16 protein-coding genes and 1 tRNA gene are annotated in these 16,509 nt (G+C 64.9%); 12 read left to right on the top strand and 5 right to left on the bottom strand.

Annotation, left to right across the window (positions count from 1 at the left end; genetic code table 11):
- Positions 1-40: 40 nt before the first annotated feature.
- On the bottom strand, positions 41-1,033 hold the full coding sequence (locus F2P46_RS12255; RefSeq protein ID WP_166889503.1) for a TRAP transporter substrate-binding protein: 993 nt from the start codon (positions 1,031-1,033) through the stop codon (positions 41-43).
- A 126-nt stretch (positions 1,034-1,159) separates the two neighbouring features.
- On the opposite strand from F2P46_RS12255, the gene F2P46_RS12250 reads away from it, so the two are divergent.
- From F2P46_RS12250 to F2P46_RS12235, 4 genes are all read left to right on the top strand, one after another.
- Positions 1,160-3,148 carry a PAS domain S-box protein gene (locus tag F2P46_RS12250; protein WP_166889915.1) on the top strand — a complete coding sequence of 663 codons (1,989 nt, stop codon included), beginning with the start codon at positions 1,160-1,162 and terminating at the stop codon, positions 3,146-3,148.
- A 25-nt stretch (positions 3,149-3,173) separates the two neighbouring features.
- Positions 3,174-3,758: a response regulator transcription factor gene (locus F2P46_RS12245; RefSeq protein ID WP_166889501.1), complete on the top strand. Its 585-nt coding sequence runs from the start codon at positions 3,174-3,176 to the stop codon at positions 3,756-3,758.
- 119 nt (positions 3,759-3,877) lie between these two features.
- The gene (locus tag F2P46_RS12240; protein WP_166889499.1) at positions 3,878-4,345 is read left to right on the top strand and encodes a DUF2061 domain-containing protein; all 468 of its coding nucleotides are present in this window, start codon (positions 3,878-3,880) and stop codon (positions 4,343-4,345) included.
- 33 nt (positions 4,346-4,378) lie between these two features.
- A complete protein-coding gene (locus F2P46_RS12235; protein ID WP_166889496.1) occupies positions 4,379-4,753 on the top strand; it encodes a DUF3052 family protein in 375 nt (124 codons plus the stop codon).
- A 168-nt stretch (positions 4,754-4,921) separates the two neighbouring features.
- On the opposite strand, the gene queG is transcribed toward F2P46_RS12235, so the two are convergent.
- Complete coding sequence (gene queG, locus F2P46_RS12230) at positions 4,922-6,013, bottom strand: tRNA epoxyqueuosine(34) reductase QueG (RefSeq protein ID WP_166889493.1); 1,092 nt, start codon at positions 6,011-6,013, stop codon at positions 4,922-4,924.
- 55 nt (positions 6,014-6,068) lie between these two features.
- Between queG and tsaE the strand changes: the two genes are divergently transcribed.
- From tsaE to F2P46_RS12215, 3 genes are read left to right on the top strand one after another with little or no spacing between them, the layout of a single operon-like run.
- Entirely contained in the window at positions 6,069-6,554 is a 486-nt protein-coding gene (gene tsaE, locus F2P46_RS12225) for a tRNA (adenosine(37)-N6)-threonylcarbamoyltransferase complex ATPase subunit type 1 TsaE (protein WP_166889490.1), read from the top strand.
- Positions 6,554-8,041: an N-acetylmuramoyl-L-alanine amidase gene (locus F2P46_RS12220; RefSeq protein WP_229509246.1), complete on the top strand. Its 1,488-nt coding sequence runs from the start codon at positions 6,554-6,556 to the stop codon at positions 8,039-8,041. The genes tsaE and F2P46_RS12220 overlap by 1 nt, the downstream gene beginning before the upstream one ends.
- Complete coding sequence (locus F2P46_RS12215; protein WP_229509245.1) at positions 8,038-8,844, top strand: D-hexose-6-phosphate mutarotase; 807 nt, start codon at positions 8,038-8,040, stop codon at positions 8,842-8,844. The genes F2P46_RS12220 and F2P46_RS12215 overlap by 4 nt, the downstream gene beginning before the upstream one ends.
- A 4-nt stretch (positions 8,845-8,848) precedes the next feature.
- On the opposite strand, the gene F2P46_RS12210 is transcribed toward F2P46_RS12215, so the two are convergent.
- Positions 8,849-9,910, bottom strand: a complete 1,062-nt coding sequence (locus tag F2P46_RS12210) for a carbonic anhydrase family protein (protein ID WP_166889484.1) — start codon at positions 9,908-9,910, stop codon at positions 8,849-8,851.
- 109 nt (positions 9,911-10,019) lie between these two features.
- Positions 10,020-10,664, bottom strand: a complete 645-nt coding sequence (locus F2P46_RS12205; RefSeq protein WP_166889481.1) for a VTT domain-containing protein — start codon at positions 10,662-10,664, stop codon at positions 10,020-10,022.
- 184 nt (positions 10,665-10,848) lie between these two features.
- Here F2P46_RS12205 and F2P46_RS12200 point away from each other — a divergent pair, with 184 nt between their 5' ends.
- The 5 genes from F2P46_RS12200 to F2P46_RS12180 all read left to right on the top strand — a co-directional run bounded on the left by F2P46_RS12200 (position 10,849) and on the right by F2P46_RS12180 (position 16,203).
- Entirely contained in the window at positions 10,849-11,781 is a 933-nt protein-coding gene (locus F2P46_RS12200) for a peptidylprolyl isomerase (protein WP_166889479.1), read from the top strand.
- Positions 11,782-12,022: 241 nt separating this feature from the next.
- Positions 12,023-13,891, top strand: coding sequence for a DNA mismatch repair endonuclease MutL (gene mutL / locus F2P46_RS12195; RefSeq protein ID WP_166889476.1), 1,869 nt, complete (start codon positions 12,023-12,025; stop codon positions 13,889-13,891).
- Positions 13,888-15,114, top strand: coding sequence for a multidrug effflux MFS transporter (locus F2P46_RS12190; RefSeq protein ID WP_166889473.1), 1,227 nt, complete (start codon positions 13,888-13,890; stop codon positions 15,112-15,114). The genes mutL and F2P46_RS12190 overlap by 4 nt, the downstream gene beginning before the upstream one ends.
- A gap of 16 nt (positions 15,115-15,130) precedes the next feature.
- The gene (gene miaA / locus F2P46_RS12185; protein ID WP_166889470.1) at positions 15,131-16,075 is read left to right on the top strand and encodes a tRNA (adenosine(37)-N6)-dimethylallyltransferase MiaA; all 945 of its coding nucleotides are present in this window, start codon (positions 15,131-15,133) and stop codon (positions 16,073-16,075) included.
- A gap of 51 nt (positions 16,076-16,126) precedes the next feature.
- Positions 16,127-16,203: transfer RNA gene (locus tag F2P46_RS12180), tRNA-Met, on the top strand.
- A gap of 86 nt (positions 16,204-16,289) precedes the next feature.
- Here F2P46_RS12180 and F2P46_RS37030 read toward each other — a convergent pair.
- Positions 16,290-16,509 (bottom strand): hypothetical protein (locus F2P46_RS37030; RefSeq protein WP_208296599.1); only part of this gene is annotated, 220 nt, incomplete at its 5' end.

Here is a 16,509-nt window from a genome sequence, read left to right as displayed (position 1 = left end):
GGGCGCCGCATGGCGCGGCGCCCGCCCGGGACCTGCGTGTTTACTTCGCTGTGGCGGCGGTCTTGTTGATCGAGGCGATCAGCTCGGCGCCGATACGGCTTTCCATCTGTTTATGCACTGGCAACAACACCTTGCGCCATTCGGCCTGTTCGGCGGCGCTTGGCGTGTAGATGGCGGTCTTGCCGGTTTTCTTGATCGCTTCCAGCGCCATGTCGTTATCGCGCTGGGCGATGGCTTTTTCGAACGTGGTGGCGTCGCGCATCGCCGTCGTCAGGCTGGTGCGTATATCGGCCGGCAAGCCATCCCAGAACTTCTTGTTGACGATGACGGCATAGCCCAGGTAGCCGTGGTTGGACAGGGTCACGTGCTTCTGCACTTCGTGCATTTTCTGGGTGAACATGTTCGACGGCGGATTCTCGGTACCGTCGACCACGCCGGTCTGGAGCGCCTGGTACACCTCGGAGAAGGCCAGCACCTGCGGATTGGCGCCGAGTGCGCGCATCTGCGCGTCGAGCACCTTGGACGACTGGATGCGCAGCTTCTGGCCACGGAAATCGGCCGGCACGCGCAACTGCTTGTTGGCCGACATCACCTTGAAGCCGTTATCCCAGTACGCCAGGCCGGTAATGCCTTTTGGCTCGAGCTTTTGCAGCAAGCTCTTGCCGATCGGGCCCTCGGTCACGCTGTACAGCGCGGCCTTGGTCGGGAAAATGTACGGCAGGTCGAACGCTTCGAATTCTTTCACGCCCAGCGGACCGAACTTGGCCAGCGACGGGGCCAGCATCTGCACCGCGCCCAGTTGCAGGGCTTCGAGCTCTTCCTTGTCCTTGTAGAGCTGGCTGTTCGGGTAGACTTCCACCTTGACGCGGCCCTTGGTGGCTTTCTCGGCCAGCTCCTTGAAGCGCTCGGCGGCCTGGCCTTTGGGGGTATCGGTTGCCACGACATGGCTGAACTTGATCACGATCGGCGCTTGCGCCCATGCATTGAAACTGAGTGTGGCGGCGAGCGCGACGACGAACGACTTCATTTTCATACTTATCTCCATATTTACGAAAACCAACGTTTCTTGACCGCAATGCGGAATTCCGACCTACATTCTGCACTGCAACAGTGGATATCCACAATAGCCAAGACCGACTATTACGGACAAGGTGTGATGATGACTTCAACCGCGCGGCCCGCAAGGCCTCCCTTTGTGCTTGGCGGCCCCTGGCGCTGGCTGTTACCGGTACTGTTGGTACTGTTGTTTTTAGCGGTACTGTTCTGGCTGCCGTGGCAGGCGCGCCAGATGGAAGCCACCGAGCGCCAGGAACAATTGATTGCCGACACACTGTGGGTCGAGCAAACCATCCGTTTCGAGCTGACCCGCAACGAAGAAGCGCTGGCCGCGCTCGGCGCCGAACTGGCCGAGGGCAAGCTGGCCGCACCCGCGCTGCAGGCGCGCCTGGCCCAGATGCTCAAGCTCAGCCACGAGCTCGAGCAGGTGCGCTGGTTCGACCCCGGCCTGCGCCTGCAGGCGGCCAGCGCCGCGCCCGGCGCGCCGGCCCTGCGCGCGCCGGCCCGGGACGCCGCCGAGATGGCGCGCGCCGGGCGCCTCGGGCGCTACGCCGAACCGTACGCCGGTGCCCTGCCCGGCCAGCACCTGCTCGACTACCACCTGCCGCTGTTTCGCGACGGCGCCTACGCGGGCAGCCTGGTGGCCACGGTCGACCTGAAGATCCTGCTCGACGAAACCGTGCCCTGGTGGTTCGCGCAGGATAACGCCATTTCCCTGGTCGACCGCGACGATGGCGTGCTGGCCAAGCGCGCCGCCGCCGGTCCCGGGCGCGGCGTGTACACCCACAAACGCGCGCTCGACCTGACCGGCGCCACGCTCATGCTGGCCACCGACAGCGTCAAGAGCGAACCGCGCCTGCTGCCCAATCTGCTGGTCGGCTCGGTGGTGCTGCTGGCGCTGGGCCTGTTGGCCAGCCTGATGGCGCTGTGGCGCCACATCGCGCGCCGCCTGGCGGCCGAAGGCGCGCTGCGCCAGCAGATGGCGTTTCGCACCGCCATGGAAAATTCGCTGGTCACCGGCCTGCGCGCGCGCGACCTGGAAGGAAGGGTCACCTACGTCAACCCGGCGTTTTGCAAGATGGTCGGCTTGCCGGCCGAGGAACTGCTGGGCAAGACCCCGCCCATGCCCTACTGGGCGCCGGAAGCGATGGCGGTCTACCAGCAGCGCTTCGCCGCCGTGCTGGCGGGCCAGGCGACCGAGCAGTTCGAAACCATCTTCCAGCGCAGCGACGGCGTGCGCGTGCCGGTGCTCATTTTCGAAGCGCCGCTGGTCGACAGCGACGCGCGCCAGACCGGCTGGATGAGTTCGATTCTCGATATATCGGACCTGAAACGGGTCGAAGAACTCAATCGCCAGCAGCAGGAAAAGTTGCAGGCCAGCGCGCGCCTGGCCACCATGGGCGAGATTTCCTCGATGCTGGCGCACGAGCTGAACCAGCCGCTGGCGGCCATCGCCAGCTACACCACCGGCGCCCTGAACGTGCTGGGACGGGCCAGCGCCCAAGGACAAAGCGTCGACGCCGGCCTGTTGCAGCCGGCCCTGGAACAGGCCAGCCTGCAAGCCCAGCGCGCCGGCCAGATCATCCGCAGCGTCCACGAGTTCGTCAAAAAGCGCGAACCGCAGCGCCAGCGGATCGGCGTGCATGCCCTGGTCGACGGCATTTACGCCCTGATCGAACTGCAGGCGCGCAAATTCTACGTGATGGTCGAGACCAGCATCGCGCCCGACCTGCCGTGCGTGAGCGCCGACCGCATGATGCTCGAGCAAGTCTTGCTGAACCTGACGCGCAACGGCATCGAAGCCATGCAAGACATCGCTCCCGGCCGGCGCCTGCTGCGCATCGCCGCCAGTTGCGCGCATGGCCAGGTGTGCGTGGCCGTGATCGACCAGGGCCACGGGATTGCGCCGGAAGTGGCCGCACGCCTGTTTTCGCCCTTCTTCTCGACCAAGGCCGAAGGCATGGGGATGGGCTTGTCGGTGTGCCGCAGCGCCGTCGAATTCCACGGCGGCAGCCTGAAACACGCCGCCAATCCGGACGGCGGCACCATCTTCAGCTTCAGCTTGCCGGCGCAAGCGGCCCCGCTGGGGTAGACTACGCGAAAAACCGGAGACTCCCATGTTGCATATCGTCGATGACGAGGACGTTCTGCGCGACTCGCTCGTCTGGCTGGCGCGCTCGCGCGGTATCGAAGCCTGCGGGCACGCCAGCGCCCAACTTTTTCTTGATCAAGCCGCAGCCCGCTTCGACGCCCAGGGCGACTGCCTGCTGCTCGATGTGCGCATGCCCGACATCAACGGCGTGGCCGTGTTCGACCAGTTGATCGCGCGCGGCCTGACCGCGCGCCTGCCCGTCATCTTCCTGACCGGCCACGGCGACGTGCCGATGGCGGTCGACAGCCTCAAGCGCGGCGCCTTCGACTTCTTCGAAAAACCGTTCGACGGCAACCGCCTGATGGACCGGGTGGAACAAGCGCTGGCCCTGTCGCGCCAGGCCGGCGCCGGCGCGCTGGTGCAGGCGCGCCTGGCCAGCCTGTCGGCGCGCGAACGCGAAGTGCTCGACCTGATCCTGGCCGGCAAGATGAACAAGGTCGTCGCCGACCAGCTCGGCATCAGCATGCGCACGGTGGAAGTGCACCGTGCCCACATCTTCGACAAAATGCAGGTCAAAACCGCGGTGGAGCTGGCCGGCTTGCTGAAATAGGCGAGCAGGACACGCCGGCATAGCCTCACGCTATGGCCCCGAGTGACACAATTCACTGCCCTTTCTAAATGCGAACGATTATCATTTACTGATCGAGCACGCATTCGAAAGACAGCATCATGGTCAGGGCCGCCGCACAAACCACCAGCAGGATCGCCACCCACATGGTCATCGCCTTCGCGCTGGCCTGGCTGATGACCGGCTCGCTCGCGCTGGGCGGGCTGGCCGCCGTGATCGAGCCGATCCTCAACGTGGCCTTGCTGCCGCTGCACGAGAAAGCCTGGCACGCCCTGGACAAGCTGGCGCGCACGGCGCGCGGGCGGATGCTGGCGCTGGGCCTGGAAAAGCTCAGCCAGACCGGCTTGCACATTGCGGTGGCATTCGGCGTGATGGCCTGGGCCAGCGGCTCGCTCGCCTTTGGCGGCCTGGCGGCGCTGATCGAACCGGTGCTCAACGTCATCGTCCTGCCCTTCCACGACCGCCTGTGGGACCGCTTCGACAAAGGTGTCCGCAGAGAAACCGAACAACATAATCAAAATGAAAATGAACGCAATGGTGCGTACCCCGGTCAAACACTGGTAGCATAATTTCGCTTCCTAATTCAATCTGGGTACGATCCGATGAGCGAAAAGACGATAGCCGACAAGATGTACCTGAAGACTGCCAGGTCGCTGGCGGTTTTCAATGGCGCGGTCCATCCGGCCATGATGGAACAGTTGCCGAAGAACTTGATCAACGAGGAAGAAGGGCCGGCCGACGTGGTGCTGGTCTTCGCGCTGAACCAGGCCGAGCTTGAAAAATGGTTTCCCGCCGCCTTGCGGCGGCTGGGCGAGAAGGGGTCCTTATGGGTGGCTTACCTCAAGCCGAGCGCGCCCAAGGCCACCGACCTCACGCGCGACACCATTTTTGCGTGGGCCAAGGAACGCGGGGTGACGGGCGTGGCGATGGCGTCGATGGACAGCGACTGGTCGGCGGTGAGGTTGAAGCGCTTGTAGCGCTTCAAGCAGAATAGCGTCGATGCGTGGCTTGTCGAGCACCCAATGTCGCTTTCCGATTCGGTCAACTTCAAAACCGTCGTTCCCGCCTTCGCGGGAACGACGGTTTTACGGGTAACGTGCTAACTGTGTCTCAGTTTCCGTTACGTTGCAGCGCATATTGCGCCCTCAAGCATGCCGCCCCAGCGCCCACGCCACATGCTCGCGCACCATCGGCGAGGCGTGGTCCGCGCGCGCCCGCAAGGCCGCCACGATGGCGGCATCGCCCTTGCGCCCCTCGGCCGCATTGCCCAAGCCCACCGCCAGGTTGCGCAGCCAGCGCTCGTGCCCGATGCGCCGGATCGGACTGCCCTCCAGCCTGCGCCCGAACTCTTCCTCGCTCCAGGCGAACAAACTGACCATATCGGCACTGCCGAGCGCATTGCGTTCAGCAAAATCGGGCACCACCGCCCTTTGCGCGAACTTATTCCACGGGCACGCGGTCTGACAATCATCGCAGCCATACACCCGGTTGCCGATCAGCGCCCGCAGCTCTTCCGGGATGCTGTTTTTTAACTCAATGGTCAGGTACGAAATGCAGCGGCGCGCATCGAGCCGTCCGGGCGCCAAAATCGCCTGGGTCGGGCAGGCTGTGATGCACGCACTGCACTGGCCGCAATGGGCGCTGGCCGGCGCATCGACCGGCAACGCCACGTCCACCAGGATTTCGCCAATGAAAAACATCGACCCCGCATCGCGATTCAGGATCAAGGTGTGCTTGCCGCGCCAGCCGATCCCGGCTTTTTCGGCCAGCGGCAGCTCCATCACCGGCGCCGAATCGGTAAACACCCGAAAACCCAGCTGCCCGGTCTCGCGCTCGATCCGCTCGGCCAGTTGCTGCAAGCGGCTGCGCAACACCTTATGGTAATCGCGGCCGCGCGCATAGATCGAAATGACGGCCGCGCCCGGGTCGCGCAGGCGCGCCGCCTCGCGCTCGCGCCAGTCGTCTGGCGTGGCGGGCGGCAAATAATCCATGCGCGCACTGATGACCCGCACCGTGCCCGGCACCAGTTCGGCCGGACGGGCGCGCTTCATGCCATGGCTGGCCATGTAATCCATGTCGCCATGGCGGCCGGCGTCGAGCCAGGCTTGCAAGCCCGCTTCGGCCTGCGACAGGTCGGCGTCGCTGATGCGCACCTCGCCAAAGCCGAGCTCGCGGCCCCAGTGCTTGATGGACTGCGCTAAAGCGGACAGATCTGGTTGGTCAGGGGAAGAAAGCATGCTGGGCGGGAGTACAATCGAAGGCTGGCAAACATCACAGCGACTATTCTATTCCATGCAGCACTTCAAAGCCCACCTCCATGACGAAGCCGGCACCAACGCACTGGGCGCCGCACTGGCGCGCGCGCTGCTGCCGGGGCTGTCCATCCACCTGCATGGCGACCTCGGCGCCGGCAAGACCGCCCTCACCCGCGCGCTGCTGCACGCGGCCGGGCACGCCGGCAGCGTCAAGAGCCCGACCTACACCTTGTCCGAGCCGTACCGCATCGAACTGGCCGGGCGCGCCGTGAATGTCATCCATTTCGACCTGTACCGCATGGCCAGCGCGGAAGAATTCCTGGACGCCGGTTTCCGTGAAGAATTTAACGGTGACAACATTTGCATCGTCGAATGGCCCGAAAAAGCCGATCCGGTGCTGCCGCCCCCCGACCTGCGTGTATTCCTTCACGTTGCCGGGCTCGGCCGTGATGTAGAATTGCAAGCGTTGTCTGACCTGGGTTTGCTATGCCTCAACCGCCTTACATTCGCACCAAACCTTTGATGCCGGGAGCAATAAGCCGGCGCACCATCCTGAAAGCTGGCGGCACCCTGCTGCTTTCCGTCTTTCCCGTGCTGCCCGCTAGCGCCGCGCAAATTCTCGCGGTGCGTGTCTGGCCGGCCGCCGATTACACCCGCGTCACGCTCGAAAACGACAGCGACCTCAAAGTCACGCACTTCACCGTGCCCGACCCGCAGCGCCTCGTGGTCGACATCGAAGGACTCGAACTCAATCCGACCCTGAAAAGCCTGGTGGCCAAGATCCAGTCGGGCGACCCGTACATCAAGCAGGTGCGCGTGGGCCAGAACCGGCCCAACGTGGTGCGCCTGGTGTTCGACCTGAAAGAAGAAATCAAGCCGCAGGTGTTTACGCTCGCGCCGGTGGGCAACTACAAGCACCGCCTGATTTTCGACCTGTATCCGGTCAAGGCGGTCGACCCGATCGCGGCGATGATCGAAAAAGGCGAGTGGTCGCGCGCCGATGCGCCGCCCGGCAACCCTGAACTGCCGACGCCTGCGCCCAAGCCGCCGCTCGCCGCGACGCCGCCGCCGGTGGCCGCCACACCGCCTGCCGCCACGCCAGCGCTGCCAGCGGTGGTCACGCCGCCGGTGGTGGTGGTGGTGCCGCCCGCGCAGCAGCCGGCGCCGTTGCCGCCGGCCGGCCCGGTACTGGCCCAGCCGGCCGTGCCGACGCCCAAACCCGAACTTCCCGAGCCGGCCCCGATCCGTCCCGACCCGCCGCGCGTGGCCGCGCAAAAGAACGACAAAGGCGGCAAGGTGGTGCGCATGATGACCATCGCGCTCGACCCCGGCCACGGCGGCGAAGACCCGGGCGCGATCGGCGCCTCGGGCACGCGCGAAAAGGACATCGTGCTGGCCATCGCCAAGCGGCTCAAGTTCAAGCTGGAAGAGCAGCCCAACATGCGCGTCATGCTCACCCGCGACGGCGACTACTTCGTGCCGCTCGGCGTGCGCGTCGAGAAAGCGCGCAAGGTGCAGGCCGACCTGTTCGTCTCGATCCACGCCGACGCCTTCATGCTGCCGACCGCGCGCGGCTCGTCGGTGTTCGTGCTGTCCGAAAAAGGCGCCACCTCGACCGCCGCGCGCTGGCTCGCCAACAAGGAAAACCTGGCCGACGCCATCGGCGGCGTGAACATCCAGAGCCACGACAAGCAGATCGCCAGCGTGCTGCTGGACCTGTCGACGACGGCCCAGATCAACGACTCCATGAAGCTCGGCAAAGCGGTGCTTGGCGAAATCAGCGGCATCGCCAAGCTGCACAAAGGCTCGGTCGAACAGGCCGGCTTCGCGGTGCTCAAGGCGCCCGACATCCCGTCGATCCTGATCGAGACGGCCTTCATCTCGAATCCCGAAGAAGAAGCCAAGCTGCGCGACAACGGCTACCAGGACCAGATCGCGGCCGCCATCACCAAGGGCATCAAGCGCTATTTCGCGGCCAATCCGCCGCTGGCCAAGGGCCGCCAGACATGAGCGAGACGATGACCAACACCATCGAGATGGTCGACTACGGCCAACTGCCGGCCGTGCGCATCCGCGGCGCCGACGGCGCCCAGGCCATCGTCACCTTGTACGGCGCGCACCTGGTGTCGTGGCAGGGCGCCGATGGCGCCGAGCGCCTGTTCTGCAGCGCCGCATCCAGGCTTGACGGCAGCCGTCCGATTCGCGGCGGCGTGCCGGTGATCTTCCCCCAGTTCGCCGAACGCGGCGCCGGCATGCGCCACGGCTTTGCGCGCGTGGTTACCTGGCGCTTGCAAGAGAGCGGCGCGGGCTTCGCCGTCTTCGCGCTGGCGTCTGGCGACCTGCCGCCCGCGCTGGCGCAAGCGTGGCCGCACGGCTTCGCCTTGACCTTGCGGGTGGAAGTGAACGGCGGCGTGCTGGCGCTGGCGTTCGAGGTGAGCAACACGGGCGCTGATGCGTTTGCGTTTTCGGCCGCGCTGCACACCTACTTTGCGGTCGGCGAGCTGGCGCGCGTGCGCATCGGCGGCGTGCAGGAAGGCGAGCTGCACATCGACGACAAGTTCGACCGCATCTACCAGGGCATCGAAGGCGGCATGCTGCTCGCCGACGGCCAGTCCACCCTGCGCCTTGCGCAAAGCGGCTTCACCGACGCGGTGGTGTGGAACCCGGGTGCGCTCGACGCGGCCGCGCTGGGCGACATGCTTGATGCCGAGTACCAGCGCTTCGTGTGCATTGAACCGGCCCTGATCGAACCGCTGACCCTGGCCCCGGGCGCGGCCTGGCGCGGCGCGCACACGGTGTGCATCGACGCATAGGCTCTTAGTTCGATTCCTTGATCATGCGTCCCGAGCTGGCCTGGATCGGCCGGGCGTTGAGCGGATACATGCGCGAGAACAGCGCCATCTGTGCCGGCGAGGCCTGCATCGGCTGCTTCATCACGAGCCACAGCACGCCCTCGTTGCAGGGCGGCGTGGTGAGCGACCCCATGAAAGTGAAGTAATCGCGGCGCTGCGGCAGCATCTCGGCCACGTCCAGCACCACATTCGGATTGACGACGTCGAGCTTTTCGAGCGGCAGGTTGTTCCACACCGTCTGGATCATAGTGTTCCCCTTGCCGCGTTCGAGCAGCACCGCCAGCACCGCCAGCTTGCCCTCCGGGTCTTTATGCACCATGTGCACCACCATCTCGAAACCCTTGCCATTGACGCGTTCCTCGGACGGGCGATGGAAGTGAAATTGCAGCAGTTCGTACGAACGGTTCTGCACCGTGATGAAATTGCCGCCGCCGACCGTCACCTGCACCGTGTGGCCGTTATCGACCACGTTGAAGCCCGTCGGCTTGTAATCGAAGGTGATCTGTTCGAGGTCGACCTTCATGCCATCGCGCAGATCGATCGGCGACTGGCGCGTGCCGGTATCGCACTTGCTCCAGGCCGCGTTGATTTTGCCCCAGTTGGCCGGGCCGGTCTCGCCCTCGTACGACCAGTGGTCGCTGTGGAAAGGACGCGCCGGCGGCGGCTGGGTGATCGCGCTGACCGCTTCGCGGCGCGTCACCGACACCTTTTTCGCCTTGGCGGCGGCGGCCAGGCGGGCTGCCTGGTTGGCGCGCATGAGGGCCAGGCGCGCCGCGATCTTGGCCGACAGCTCGGCTTCGGCGTCCGCTTCGCTCAGGGCCTGGGCGGCAGCGGCCTTGGCCGACGGCGGCGCCGGCTTGGGCGTTTCGAGCGCCGCCAGTTTGACTGGCTCGGCCTTGGACGCGCCGGGCTTGGCGGCAGCGGCGGCAGGGGTGGCAGCGGCCGGTTTGGCGGCGGCGTGAGGATCGTTGGCGCTTGCCGTCGAGATGGCCAGCGTGCAAGCGAAGAGGGCGATCAAGTTGCGCATGATGTTCCAGAAAGTAAGAAATACAGTCTGGTTATCGGCGGGTATGCTCGGAAACTTGAGTCCACAAAGCAACATCGGCGCGGAAATGTCGCGCCGATGGGGGAAGTGTTTAACGGCTGAGCATCTTTCGACTGACTTTATACACGCCGCCGAGCAGCAGCGGGATGATGGCCGCGCCCACGCCGAGCAGCACGATCAGGGTCAGGTTATCGCGCACGATAGGCATGTTGCCAAAGAAAAAGCCCGCCGTGACCAGGCTGACCACCCACAACAGCGCGCCGGTGATGTTATAGAGCTGGAAACGGGTATGTGTCATGTCCGACACGCCCGCCACGAACGGAGCGAAGGTGCGCACGACCGGCACGAAACGCGCCAGGATGATGGTCTTGCCGCCGTGCTTTTCAAAGAACTCGTGAGTGCGGTGCAAGGCATCCTTGTTGAGCCAGCGGTAATTATGGGTAAATACGCGCTGCCCGATGGCTTCGCCGATCCAGTAATTGAGGGTGTTGCCGGTGACGGCGGCGGTGACCAGCAAAGCCGTCAAGATCCAGGGATCGAGCTGGCCGGTCGCGCAGGCTGCGCCCGCAATGAATAAAAGAGTATCGCCAGGAAAGAAGAACAACACCACCAGGCCGGTCTCGCAGAACACGATGGCAAACAGGACGGCGTACACGTAGACACCATATTGGGCCAGCAACACCCCCAGCGTCTTATCGACATGCAGAATCATGTCGAAGAATTGCATCAGATCCATAAATATCCTAAAAGGTAGCGCCGCATAATAACATCACTCGGCGTCAAAATTTGTATCCGCCACAGGGGGTCCCGCAAGAAAATTGCGCCACATCAGAAGTTTCCTGACCAGCTATCTTGCGGTTTACAATTGTGTCGAGCGGCGCAGCCGACGCCATGCGAGCCAACCGACCTGGAGACAACAGATGGATGTACAACACCGAATAAACAAGGCCGGCATCGTTGCGGCCGTGCTGGCCGGCGGCCTGGCGTTGCCGGCGCACGGCGCCACGGTAGCCAGGGAACTGCCATCGAAGAACACCGTGGCCGACGTGATCAAGGCATCGAAACCATCGGACTGGCGCGCGCTCGATCCCGACAATACCCTATATATGGAGGTGCCTGGCGGACGGGTGGTCATCGAACTGGCGCCCACATTTGCTCCACAGCACGCCGTCAACATCAAAATGCTGGCCCGCGAGAACTATTTCGACGGCCTGGCGATCATCCGTTCGCAGGACAACTGGGTAGTGCAATGGGGCGACCCGGATGAAAAGAACCCGCGACCGATGAAAACCGCCAAGGCCACCTTGCCCGCCGAATTCACGGTCCCGATGAAAAACGACAGCCGTTTCACGCGCCTGCCGGACCGCGACGGCTATGCGCGGCAGGTAGGGCACTCGAACGGTTTCCCATCGGCGCGCGACCCGAAAACCGGCCAGGCCTGGCTGGCCCACTGCTACGGCATGGTTGGGGTGGGGCGCGACAACGGCGCCGACAGTGGCGGCGGCTCCTCCCTGTACGTCGTGATCGGGCACGCCCCGCGCCACCTGGACCGCAACATCACGGTGGTGGGGCGGGTGATTGCCGGCATGCCGCTGCTATCGACGCTGCCGCGCGGTCCGGCGCCGATGGGTTTCTACGAAAAGAAAGAGCAGCACGTCCCGATCGCCTCGTTCAAGGTAGCGGCCGACGTGCCCGAGGCCGAGCGCACCAAATGGGAAGTCATGCGCACCGACAGCGCCGCCTACAAAGCGGCGGTCGAAGCCCAGCGCAACCGCGGCGGCCCCTGGACCAAAGTGGCCGCCGGCCACATCGACCTCTGCAACGCCCCCATCCCCGTGCGCGAACAACAATAATATCCACACCGGGGTCAGAGCTTTTACTTGCAATTCTTTCGTTACAGAATCGTGCTCGGACCCCGGTGATGGTACATTGGCGCCACACTTCGCGACACTCATTCTTCCATGTCGTCGAAATCAGAGCTGTTCACAGTGTTGGGGTTCCGGGTTTTACAATGTTGCGAGTTAAAGCTCTGACCCCGGTGGGAAGTTGGGGGCGTGCTGCGGCATTCGCGGGCACTGGGGATATAATTCGCGCATGAACGCTCCTATTTCCGCGCACCGCCCGATCCAGGCCCTCCCCGACCAGCTGATTTCGCAAATTGCCGCCGGCGAGGTGGTCGAGCGACCGTCCGCCGTGGTCAAGGAGTTGCTCGAAAACGCGCTCGACGCCGGCGCCACCCAGATCACCGTGCGCCTGGAAGAAGGCGGCGTGAAACGCATCGCCATCACCGATAACGGCCGCGGCATCGCCCCCGACCAGCTACCGCTCGCCCTGGCCCGCCACGCCACGTCGAAAATCGCGTCCCTGACCGACCTGGAAAACGTGGCCACCCTCGGCTTTCGCGGCGAGGCGCTCGCCTCGATCGCGGCCGTGGCCGCCGTCTCGGTCACCTCGCGCACCGCCGACGCCCCGCACGCCTGGGAAATCGTCGGCTCCCATCTCGGAACCGTCGCGCCAGCCTCCGGCGCGCACGGCACCACGATTGATGTCCAGGACCTGTACTTCAATACGCCGGCCCGGCGCAAATTCCTCAAGTCGGAACAGACCGAATACGGCCATTGCGCGGAAGTGGTGCGCCGCATCGCGCTGGCGCGCCCAGACGTGGCGTTTTCGCTGTCGCACAACGGCCGCACCATCGATCACTGGAACGTGAGCGAGATGGCGCGCCGCAGCGCCCATATCCTCGGCAACGACTTCGCCGAGGCGCGCCTGGCCATCGACGAAAGCGCCGGCCCCCTGCGCGTGCACGGCTACGCCGGCCTGCCGACCGCCTCCAAGGCGCGCGCCGACGGCCAGTTCTTCTACGTGAACGGACGCTATGTGCGCGACAAGCTGCTGGTGCACGCGGTGCGCGCCGCCTACCAGGACGTGCTGCATGGCGACCGCTTCCCCTCCTATGTGCTGGCGCTCGACCTCGACCCGGCGCTGGTCGATGTCAACGTGCACCCGTCGAAAATCGAGGTGCGCTTTCGCGACAGCCGCGCGGTGCACCAGTTTGTATTCCACGCGGTGCAGCGCGCGCTGGCCAAGACCTCGGCCACGGACCACGGCAATGCGCCGGCGCCGCAGATGGCGGCCGAGGTGGGCGGGGTGTCGTCGTGGCGCCGCGAACATGAGCAAACCAGTTTCGGCGCCCAGCTCTCGGCCACCTATTCGCCTTCGCCCTACCCGCCCGGCAGCCGCTACGACGGCCCCGGTGTGGCGCAGACCATGGACAGCTACGGCGCGCTGTTCGCTGCTTCGTCCAGCGCGGCCAGCGCCCCGGTCACGCCCTACACCGCGCTAACGCAGACGATGTCGAACCATGAATACCCGCTCGGCTTCGCCCTGGCCCAGCTGCACGGTATTTATATACTGGCGCAGAACACCAAGGGCCTGGTGCTGGTCGACATGCACGCCGCGCACGAACGGATTCTGTACGAACAGCTGAAAAACGCGCTCGACGCGCAGGTCGGCGGCCAGGAGATGCAAGTCCAGGCCCTGCTGATCCCGGTCACCTTTTTCGCCGACGCGGTCGAAGTGGGCACCGCCCAGGAAAACCGCGACACCTTGCAGGCGCTCGGCTTCGACATCGCGGCGCTCTCGCCCACCACGCTGGCGGTGCGCTCGGTGCCGGCCCTGCTCAAGAACGCCGACGCGCAAACGCTGGCGCGCGACGTGCTGCGCGACGTGCGCGAATTCGGCGGCTCGCGCGTGCTGATCGAGCGCCGCAACGAGCTCCTTGGGACCCTGGCTTGCCACACGGCGGTGCGCGCCAACCGCATCCTGAACCAGCCCGAAATGAACGCCCTGCTGCGCCAGATGGAAAGCACGGAACGCGCCGACCAGTGCAACCACGGGCGCCCGACCTGGGTGCAGCTCGATATCTCGTCGCTCGACAAGCTGTTTTTGCGCGGTCAATGACGATGCGCCAGCCCGACACCATCGCTCCGCTGGAGCCGTACGCGCACGCGCCTGTTCTTCTGCTGATCATCGGCCTGCTGATGCTGCAGCCCCTGTCCACCGACTTGTACCTGGCGTCGCTCCCCAGCCTGGCCAGCGGCTTCGGCGCGCCCGCCGCCACCGTGCAACTAACCTTGTCGATGTTCGTGATCGGCTTCGGTGGCGCACAGCTGATCGTCGGACCGCTGTCGGACCGCTTCGGACGCCGCCCGGTGCTGATCTGGGGCCTGTCGCTGTACGTGGTGGCTAGCCTGCTGTGCGCGGCCGCACCCGATATCGCCTTGCTGATCGTGGCGCGCTTCCTGCAGGCGCTGGGCTGCTGCTCGGGCGTGATCGTCGCGCGCGCGATCGTGCGCGACGCCTACCCGCCGGCCGACAGCGTGCGCGTGATCGCGCGCGCCAGCTCCTGGATTTCGCTCGCGCCGCTCACCGGGCCGATTCTCGGCTCCTACCTGCAGGTGGCCTTCGGCTGGCGCGCCGCCTTCGTGGCGCTGTCGGTCCTGTCGTTGCTGCTGCTGGCGGCGGTGGTGCTGCGCCTGCCCGAGACGAACATGCATAAAAACCCCAGGGCGACCGACTTGAGCGGCCTCGCGGCGAACTACCGGCTGGTGCTCGGTTCGCGCGAATTCTGGGCTCACGCACTGCCCGGCGCACTGTCGTTCGGATCGATCTTCGCCTTCATTTCCGGTTCCTCGCTGGTGCTGATCCGCGTGCTGGGCGTGCCGACCGAGTGGTTCGGCTACTGCTTCGCGATTGGCGTATCGGGCTACCTGGCCGGCACCATCGTGTGCCGCCGCTTGCTGCCCTTGTTCGGCGCAGCGGTCACGCTGCGCATCGGCAGCACCGTCTCGCTGGCCGCCGGCGCCGTGTTCCTGGCCGCCGTCGGCGCGGGACTGGCGCATTGGAGCGTGGTGGTGCTGTCCCTGTTCATGACGATGGGGGCGCACGGCGTCAATTTTCCGGTGTCGCAATCGGGTTCGGTCACGCCCTTCCCGCAGCAGGCCGGCACCGCCGCCGGCTTGATGGGGGATTTATATATGTGCGTCGCGTTCGCGGTCGGCAGCGTGGTCGGCGCGAGCTTCGACGGCACGCTGTATCCGCTGGCGCTGGTATCGTGCGCGCTCGGCCTGGCCGTATTCGCGTCGGTGCGCCTGACCGCCACGCCACTGAGGGTCACGCAATGAAACCAAGGATCACGCCATGAAGCCGTTCGCCGTTGCCATCATGGGTCCGACCGCGTCGGGCAAGACCGCCGCCGCGCTGGCGATTGCGCGCGCCATCCCCGCCGAAATCATCTCCGTCGATTCGGCGCTGGTGTACCGCGAGATGGATATCGGCACCGCCAAGCCGACGCCCGAGGAACTGGCCAGCGCGCCGCATCACCTGATCGACATCATCGACCCGACCGAATCGTATTCGGTGGCCCAGTTCCGCGACGATACGCTGCGCCTGGTGGCCGAGATCAACGGGCGCGGCAAACTGGCGCTGCTGGTCGGCGGAACCATGATGTACTTCAAGGGCCTGGCCGACGGCCTGGACGACCTGCCGGTGGCCGATCCGGCCCTGCGCGTGCAGCTCGACGCCGAAGCGGCCGTCATCGGCTGGCCCGGCATGCACGACAAGCTGCGCGCGCTCGATCCCGCAACGGCCGACAGGCTCGCGCCCAACGACGCCCAGCGCATCAACCGCGCACTCGAAATCATCGCCCTCTCGGGCAAACCGATGTCGGAGCTGCTGGCCAAACGCGAAAAAACCGCGCTGCCCTTCGATCTGCTCTCGTTCGGGCTGGAGCCATCGGACCGCAGCGTGCTGCACGCGCGCATCGCGACCCGCTTCGACCAGATGCTGGGCACGGGCGACGATGCCGGCATCGTGGCCGAAGTGGCGGCGTTGCGCGCGCGCGGCGACCTGCACGCCGGCTTGCCATCGATGCGCTGCGTGGGCTATCGCCAGGCGTGGGATTATCTCGATGGCAAGATCGATCGCGCCGCCCTGCGCGAAACCGGCATCATCGCCACCCGCCAACTGGCCAAGCGCCAGCTGACCTGGCTGCGTTCGATGCCGGACCGGGTGGTAATTGATTGTCTGAGTGACAATCCGGCCGGGCAGATGCTGGACTTGCTTGTGGCTCGGCAGAAAAAATAATCGCACAGCCTTGACATGGAAAAATGAGATCTCTATAATCTTGGTCTGTCGGGTGATATAGCTCAGTTGGTTAGAGCACAGCATTCATAATGCTGGGGTCGGTGGTTCAAGTCCACCTATCACCACCACGAACACGGCAAATAACGATTTGCCTTAAAACCCCTGAGAACTCAAGCGCTCAGGGGTTTTTTTACGTTCGTGGCATCGTGGCTTGCTAAGTAAGTGTGCAGAAATTATTGTGATTTATAGCGAACAGAAGCGGATGCCTGGCAAGGCGCACGCCGCGACGCAGTGCGAGCACTGCTAGCAGCCTGTCGGACTTGGAGAGTCGAAGCGAAAAATAGCTGGGCGAGGCCAGATTTTGACGATTTCGCAGTGCCAATAGCGAGCTATTGGCCGAGAAAGCGGCGAAATATGGGCCGTCCCAGGTATTT

The organism is Massilia sp. CCM 8734 (assembly GCF_011682155.1).
Classification (GTDB): Bacteria; Pseudomonadota; Gammaproteobacteria; order Burkholderiales; family Burkholderiaceae_D; genus Telluria_A; species Telluria_A rubra.
Note: the sequence above shows the minus strand (reverse complement) of the source record. Positions and strands in the feature narration are given on the sequence as shown.

Coding starts and splice junctions, on each gene's coding strand:
- F2P46_RS12250 (WP_166889915.1), top strand. CDS start 1,160: ATGACTTCAACCGCGCGGCCCGCAAGGCCTCCCTTTGTGCTTGGCGGC.
- queG (WP_166889493.1), bottom strand. CDS start 6,013: ATGCTTTCTTCCCCTGACCAACCAGATCTGTCCGCTTTAGCGCAGTCC.
- F2P46_RS12255 (WP_166889503.1), bottom strand. CDS start 1,033: ATGAAAATGAAGTCGTTCGTCGTCGCGCTCGCCGCCACACTCAGTTTC.
- F2P46_RS12210 (WP_166889484.1), bottom strand. CDS start 9,910: ATGCGCAACTTGATCGCCCTCTTCGCTTGCACGCTGGCCATCTCGACG.
- F2P46_RS12200 (WP_166889479.1), top strand. CDS start 10,849: ATGGATGTACAACACCGAATAAACAAGGCCGGCATCGTTGCGGCCGTG.
- F2P46_RS12245 (WP_166889501.1), top strand. CDS start 3,174: ATGTTGCATATCGTCGATGACGAGGACGTTCTGCGCGACTCGCTCGTC.
- miaA (WP_166889470.1), top strand. CDS start 15,131: ATGAAGCCGTTCGCCGTTGCCATCATGGGTCCGACCGCGTCGGGCAAG.
- mutL (WP_166889476.1), top strand. CDS start 12,023: ATGAACGCTCCTATTTCCGCGCACCGCCCGATCCAGGCCCTCCCCGAC.
- F2P46_RS12220 (WP_229509246.1), top strand. CDS start 6,554: ATGCCGGGAGCAATAAGCCGGCGCACCATCCTGAAAGCTGGCGGCACC.
- F2P46_RS12190 (WP_166889473.1), top strand. CDS start 13,888: ATGACGATGCGCCAGCCCGACACCATCGCTCCGCTGGAGCCGTACGCG.
- F2P46_RS12240 (WP_166889499.1), top strand. CDS start 3,878: ATGGTCAGGGCCGCCGCACAAACCACCAGCAGGATCGCCACCCACATG.
- tsaE (WP_166889490.1), top strand. CDS start 6,069: ATGCAGCACTTCAAAGCCCACCTCCATGACGAAGCCGGCACCAACGCA.
- F2P46_RS12215 (WP_229509245.1), top strand. CDS start 8,038: ATGAGCGAGACGATGACCAACACCATCGAGATGGTCGACTACGGCCAA.
- F2P46_RS12205 (WP_166889481.1), bottom strand. CDS start 10,664: ATGGATCTGATGCAATTCTTCGACATGATTCTGCATGTCGATAAGACG.
- F2P46_RS12235 (WP_166889496.1), top strand. CDS start 4,379: ATGAGCGAAAAGACGATAGCCGACAAGATGTACCTGAAGACTGCCAGG.